This window comes from Mycobacterium sp. (assembly GCF_035653355.1).
GTDB lineage: Bacteria > Actinomycetota > Actinomycetes > Mycobacteriales > Mycobacteriaceae > Mycobacterium.
Genome location: NZ_DASRBZ010000156.1, coordinates 1 through 6,394 on the forward strand (window position 1 = coordinate 1; position 6,394 = coordinate 6,394).

The following is a 6,394-nucleotide window of genomic DNA, read 5'->3' on the forward strand; positions in this document are numbered from 1 at the left end:
GATGAGACGATCAGCACGTAGCCACGCCGGTCGATCACCGATGGAAGGGCAGCCCGCACGGTGTGGTACACGCCGAGGACATTGACCTCGATGAGCCGCCGAAACGCTTGTGGATCGACCTGGAGCACCGAGCCGTAGCTACCAATTCCGGCGTTCGCGATCACCGTGTCGATGCCGCCGAAGCGCTTAACGGCCTGGTCGACGGCGGCCTGCATTGCCGCGCGGTCGCGGACGTCGGCGACAACAGTTAGCACCCGATCGTCGCCCAGTTCGCCTGCCAGCTTCTTGAGCTGTGCATCGTCTAAGTCGGTCAGCACCAGTTTGGCGTCCATGCCATGCAAGCGACGGGCGACCTCGGCACCGATTCCGCCAGCACCACCGGTGATGAACACGACTTGGGCATTTACTGAGGTCATTACAGCTCCACTCCTAACAACGCGTCGACCGCGGTTGCCACCGCCTGTGGAGCAGCGGATTCATGGCCCCCGTAGTCCAGTGCGTCGGTGACCCAGCCATCAACCGCGGCAAGGGCTTTCGCGGTGTCGAGGTCGTCGGCCAAATACCGGCGAACCCGGCTGATGGTGTCGGTGGCATCGGGACCGGCGGGCAGCGCGGTCGCGGTGCGCCACCGGTGCAGGCGAGCGGTGGCCTCGTCGAGGAGTTGTGCGTCCCAGTAGCGGTCGGCGCGATAATGCCCTGCCAGCAAGCCCAGCCGGATCGCCGACGGCTCGACGCCTTGCCCGCGCAGCGTCGATACCAACACCAGGTTGCCCCGGCTCTTGGACATCTTGTGCCCGTCCCAGCCGATCATCCCGGCGTGTACGTAGTGGCGGGCGAATCGCCTTTCCCCGGTTACACATTCGGCGTGGGCGGCGGTGAACTCGTGGTGCGGGAAGATGAGGTCGCTGCCGCCGCCCTGGATGTCGAGGCCGCTACCGATGCGGCTCAGTGCGATCGCGGCGCATTCGACGTGCCAGCCGGGCCGGCCGGGCCCGAATGGTGCCGGCCAGCTCGGCTCTCCGGGCCGCGCGGCCCGCCACATCAGCGCGTCGAGTTCGTCGCTCTTGCCTTGCCGGTTCGGGTCGCCGCCACGCTCGGCGAACAGCCGCAGCATCGTTTCGCGGTCATAGCCGGATTCGTAGCCGAACTGAAGGGTGGCGTCGGCCCGGTAGTAGACGTCGGGATATTGGCCGTCGACAACATAGGCGGCGCCGGAGGCCAGCATCTTCTCGACGAGCTCGACGACTTCCGCGACCGCCTCGGTCGCTGAAACGTATTGCTGCGGAGCCAGCACCCGCAGCGCCGCCATATCGTCGCGAAACAGCGTGACCTCGCGCGCGGCAAGCTCGCGCCAGTCGACACCGTCGCGGTCGGCGCGCTCGAACAGTGGATCGTCCACGTCGGTGACGTTCTGCACGTACTGCACTTCGTGACCCAGGTCCAGCCACAACCGGTGCACCAAGTCGAAGGCCAGATAGGTCGCGGCATGGCCAAGATGGGTGGCGTCGTAAGGGGTGATGCCGCAGACGTACATGGTTGCCGTCTTGCCTGCTGCCACTGGACGCACCTGGCGATCGGCGGTGTCATACAGCCGCAGCTCCGGCCCGCGTCCCGGCAACACCGGTCGGGGCGGGGACGGCCAGGATTGCATACCGTCGACTTTAAGCGTGGCGACGATGCGGGCCGGAACGGCCCGAGGAGGAGCCGCGCAATCCAGCACCAGCGGAACGCTAGCTAGCCAACCAAATGGCACCGACGTTGGATGGCGGCGACCCGCTGCGCCCGGCTACGCCGCGCTTGCGATCGCCTCCAGCAGCACGTCGGCCAGCTCCGGGCGGCACATCAGCAGATCAGGCAGATACGGGTCCGGCCGGTTGTAGACCAGCTCCGAGCCGTCCAGCCGCGACGCGTGTAGGCCCGCCGCCAACAGCACACCCGCGGGGGCGGCCGAGTCCCACTCCCACTGCCCGCCGGCATGGACGTAGGCGTCGGCATCGCCGCGCACCACCGACATCGCCTTCGCGCCGGCCGACCCGATCCGAACCATTTCTATGTCCAGCCGTTCCCGTAGCCGGTACAGCACCGCGGGCGGCCGGCTCGCGCTGGCAGTGATGCGAATCGGCCCCGAGCGCGCTGCGGTGTTCGCAACGACGGTGTCGCTGCGATACAGCTCACCGAGCGCAGGCAACGCGACCGCCGCGTCGGTGATGGCGCCGGCCGGCCCGCGGTCGCGCTGCCACAACGCCACATGGACCGCCCAGTCGTCACAGCCTGGCGTGGAGAATTCGCGGGTGCCGTCCAACGGGTCGACGATCCATACCCGATCGGACTCCAACCGGGAGAGGTCGTCATAGGCTTCCTCGCTGAGCACCGCGTCACCAGGCCGCTCGGCCCGCAGCCGCCGCAGCAGCAGCGCGTTGGCTTGCGCGTCGCCGGCATCGCCGAGCAGCCACGGATAGTCGAACCCGACGTCGCCGCGCACCGCCAGCAACAGCTTTCCGGCGTCCCCGGCCAATTGAGCGGCCAGCGCGGCGTCGGTCAGGTCGCGGGCTGGGCTCACCGATCCAGTATTGCCGACCGCCGACTGGGGCCGACCGCCAGCGGCCTAGACGTATCAGCGGTTCTCTGCAATCCACTCAGCGGTAAAGCGCTGCAGTTCGGTGACGCCGGTGCCGACCTGGCTGCCGATCATCCTTTCGATCGGGCCTCCCACCAGTGGGACTTTGACCGCCACGGTCCCATTCACCTCCCACCGCGAACCACTGCTGACCGGCGTCAGCAACGCCTCGCACAGCCCGGAGACCGGCGCCCCGCGCATCGCCACCTTGACCTCGCCGCGCACCCGGCCCCCGTCGAGCGGGATCCAGCGCTCGCTGTGAATCGTCTCCAGATCACCGCGGCCCACCTTGGCCGCCACTTTCGGCAGCCGCTCCCGCAGAACGCTGGCTTTGACGACAACGGTCACCGCGCCGCGCGCGTCGACGACAAAGGAGTCCACCCAGGCGCTGTCGTTACCGCCGACAGCCAGCCTCGCCTGCCAGTAGTCGTTGTCGCCGAACGCCGCAAGGATTTGGTCGACGCCGGCCGGAGAGTCAACCGAGTAGGCGAACGAGCGCGGCATAGCAAGGGAGCGTATCGGTTTCGATCGCCGCGTCAGAACGCCGGCCACGGAATAGGACGATGCCGGTCGGGAGTGGGCATCACCGGGTTGTCCAGCAACGCGCGAGCCCGTCGGCGCAACGCGGCGATTTCGCGGGCTGTGATGTGGCCGGCCAGCGTGTCGGCGAACGAGCCGCGCAGCGCTTCGGCCAGTGCGGCAACCGCGTCCAAGGTTTCGTCGTCGATGGGCTTGCCCGCCCAGCCCCACAGCACCGTTCGCAACTTGTCCTCGACGTGCAGGCAGACACCGTGGTCCACTCCATAAACCCGCCCGTCGAGTCCGCGCAGGATGTGGCCGCCCTTGCGGTCGGCATTGTTGATCAGCACGTCAAAGACCGCCATTCGCCGCAATCGGAGGTCGTCAGCGTGCATCAAAATGACTTCGTCCCCGGCATAGTCGTAGGCGCGCAGCACCGGCAGATAGCCCGCCGGCGGTTTGCCGGCGGGAAACAGGTCCACCAAGTCAGGCGTCCGATCGGCGTCGAAACCCCCGGTGTCCGGCGCGTCACCGGGTTGGTGCACCCACAGCTGCAGCATGCCCCGGCCAGCCGGCCCGTCGCGAATGATGGTGTAGGGCACGATGTTCCAGCCCAGCTGCGTCGACACCAGATACGCGCCGAGTTCACGGCCCGCCAGCGTTCCGTCGGGAAAATCCCACAGCGGCTGCTCACCGGCGATCGGTTTGTAGACGCAGTGCACGCTGCGCTGACCCAGCGTCGCCTCGCACAGAAACGTGGCGTTACTCGCCGAGCGAATGCGTCCCAGGACCGTCAGCTCGCCGCGCCGCAACACCTCGCGATCATCAGGCCTCGGCGTCATCGTCAGACCCGAGCAGCGCGCTGCGCCGATAGCCGTTGGTGCGCGCGCAGATGTGTCCCTCCGGGTCCAGCGGTTCGTCGCACAGCGGACACGGCGGACGGCCCGCCGAGATGACGCGATGCGACCGGGTCGCGAACTGCCGAGCCGACTCCGGGGTCAAAAACACCCGCACCGCGTCGGGACCTTCCTCGGTGTCGTCAAGCACCACCGACGCGTCGAACTCGGTGTCGGTGACCGCCAGCAACTCGACCACCACGGTCTGCGCCTCGGAATCCCAGCCCAGTCCCATGGTGCCAACCCGGAACTCGGCGTCGATCGGAGTGATCAGCGGGCTGAGGTCTTCGACCTCGGTGGTCTCCGGCGGCACCGGCGTTCCGAACCTGCGATGTACCTCATATAGCAACGCGCCGATGCGGTCGGCGAGCACCGCGACCTGCTGCTTCTCCAGCACCACCGACACCACCCGGTTGTCATGGACGGCTTGCAGGTAGAAGGTGCGGTTTCCGGGCTGGCCGACGGTCCCGGCGACGAAGCGGTCGGGTGTGCGAAAGACATGAATTGCTCGGGCCATGGCATCTCCAAAATACCGGGAATTGCCGCTTGGATGTAATTCCCGGCAATTGCGCCGCATACGCATTTGCGAAGACGCGCGGCCCTTCCCAGTTAATCGGTGGAGCCGCCCACCACCGCGTCGCCGGGCGGCATCTCTTTGTCGGGCGCGGCATCCGGAGAAGGCGTCGCGGTCAGGGCGGCGGTCAGCCGGGCGCCGGTGTGGTTGACGTGCAACACGAATGGGCGCAGCTGGGTGTAGCGGATCACGCTCATCGATGCCGGGTCGGCGGTGATGCGCTGAAAGCTGTCCAGATGGTTGCCTAGCGCGTCGGCGACAACCGCTTTGATGACGTCGCCGTGGGTGCAGGCCAACCACAGCGCGTCACCGCTGTGCTGGTCGGCCAGCCGCCGGTCGTGGTCGCGGACCGCGGCCACCGCGCGCGCCTGCACGTGTGCCAACCCTTCGCCGTCGGGAAACACCGCCGCGCTGGGATGGGCCTGAACCACCGTCCACAACGGCTCCTTGGCCAGCTCGGCGATCTTGCGGCCTGTCCACTGCCCGTAGTCGACTTCGGAGAGTCGTTCGTCGACGACGGGCTGCAGGCCCAGCGCCTCGGCGAGCGGTTCGACCGTGCGCCGGCAGCGCAGCAGCGGTGAGGTCACCAGCGCCTTGACGGGCAGTTCAGCGAGGCGCGTGGTCAGTTCGGCGGCTTGCTCGCGGCCTCTGTCGTCGAGGTCCACGCCCTCGGAACGGCCGGCCAGTACTTGCGCGGTGTTCGATGTCGATCGGCCGTGTCGCAGCAAGATGACCGTCATGTCGCGGATACCGTCCCGGCCGCAAGCAAGGCCAGCACGCTGATCCCCGCGACGACGCGGTAGCCGACGAACCAATACATGCTGTGCCGCACGAGAAACCGCAGAAACCACGCCACCGCGCTGTAGCCGACGACGAACGCGATCAGCGTCGCCACCACCAGTTGTGGTCCGCTGGCGCTCATCCCCTCGCGCACCGGATGAAAAGCGTCGGGCAACGAAAACAGTCCCGAGGCGAACACCGCCGGAATGGCCAGCAGGAAACCGAATCGAGCGGCCAGCTCGCGGTCGAGCCCGAGAAACAGCCCGGCGCTGATCGTGGCGCCGGACCGCGAAACCCCCGGGACCAACGCCAGCGTTTGGGCACAGCCCACCACGATGGCATCCCGCACGGTCAGTTGCTCGACGTGTCTGGTCTGCCGCCCGAGATACTCCGCTGCGGCGATCACCGCCGAAAACAGCACTAGTGCCGTCGCCACCACCCACAGATTCCGCACGCCGGAGCGGATTTCGTCGGTGAAGACCACGCCGAGTACGCAGATCGGAACCGTTCCGACGATCACATACCAGCCCAGCCGATAGTCGGTGTCGCGCTGATCGACGTGGTTGTCGCGGCTGGCCCGAGCGCCGGAGCCAGCTCGGACGGGCGAACGCACCAGCCCGTTAACCCACGCGGTGGCGATGCGCACGATGTCGCGAGCGAAGTAGACGAGCACGGCGACCTCGGTGCCCAGCTGGGCGACCGCGGTGAAAGAGGCGCCGGCGTCGCGCCCGAACATGATGCGCGACACGATCGCCAGATGCCCCGAGGACGACACGGGCAGGAATTCGGTCAACCCCTGCACCACCGACAAAACGACGACCTGCCACCAAGACATCGCTGGGGCCGCAGTCACGACGACGACCGTACCTGGTGCCTATCGGCCCCTAGTGGCGGGAGTGCCGGAAGGTACTAGCGCGAAACAGGTTCGGCCAGCGCAACCGAATCCCGCACGGCCGCGGCGAGACTGCGTTGGTCGGTGAGGTCGATGCCGACCAGGCTGCGGGTTGC

General features: G+C 67.5%; 8 protein-coding genes. All 8 read right to left on the reverse strand.

Annotated features, from left to right (window positions below; all coding sequences use genetic code 11):
* Positions 1-416 (reverse strand): SDR family NAD(P)-dependent oxidoreductase (locus VFA16_RS05180; RefSeq protein WP_324966786.1); only part of this gene is annotated, 416 nt, incomplete at its 3' end.
* Positions 416-1,651: a cysteine--1-D-myo-inosityl 2-amino-2-deoxy-alpha-D-glucopyranoside ligase gene (mshC, locus tag VFA16_RS05185; RefSeq protein WP_324966787.1), complete on the reverse strand. Its 1,236-nt coding sequence runs from the start codon at positions 1,649-1,651 to the stop codon at positions 416-418. The genes VFA16_RS05180 and mshC, both read right to left, overlap by 1 nt.
* 135 nt (positions 1,652-1,786) lie before the next feature.
* On the reverse strand, positions 1,787-2,560 hold the full coding sequence (locus tag VFA16_RS05190; RefSeq protein ID WP_324966788.1) for a 3'(2'),5'-bisphosphate nucleotidase CysQ: 774 nt from the start codon (positions 2,558-2,560) through the stop codon (positions 1,787-1,789).
* A gap of 54 nt (positions 2,561-2,614) precedes the next feature.
* Positions 2,615-3,121, reverse strand: coding sequence for a DUF2505 domain-containing protein (locus tag VFA16_RS05195; RefSeq protein WP_324966789.1), 507 nt, complete (start codon positions 3,119-3,121; stop codon positions 2,615-2,617).
* 32 nt (positions 3,122-3,153) lie between these two features.
* Positions 3,154-3,978: an SCO1664 family protein gene (locus tag VFA16_RS05200; protein ID WP_324966790.1), complete on the reverse strand. Its 825-nt coding sequence runs from the start codon at positions 3,976-3,978 to the stop codon at positions 3,154-3,156.
* Positions 3,962-4,549, reverse strand: a complete 588-nt coding sequence (locus VFA16_RS05205; protein WP_324966791.1) for a DUF3090 domain-containing protein — start codon at positions 4,547-4,549, stop codon at positions 3,962-3,964. The genes VFA16_RS05200 and VFA16_RS05205 overlap by 17 nt, the downstream gene beginning before the upstream one ends.
* 92 nt (positions 4,550-4,641) lie before the next feature.
* Positions 4,642-5,346 carry a histidine phosphatase family protein gene (locus tag VFA16_RS05210; RefSeq protein WP_324966792.1) on the reverse strand — a complete coding sequence of 235 codons (705 nt, stop codon included), beginning with the start codon at positions 5,344-5,346 and terminating at the stop codon, positions 4,642-4,644.
* Positions 5,343-6,221, reverse strand: coding sequence for an undecaprenyl-diphosphate phosphatase (locus VFA16_RS05215; RefSeq protein ID WP_324966793.1), 879 nt, complete (start codon positions 6,219-6,221; stop codon positions 5,343-5,345). Before VFA16_RS05215 ends, VFA16_RS05210 begins: the two co-directional genes overlap by 4 nt.
* Positions 6,222-6,394: the final 173 nt, after the last annotated feature.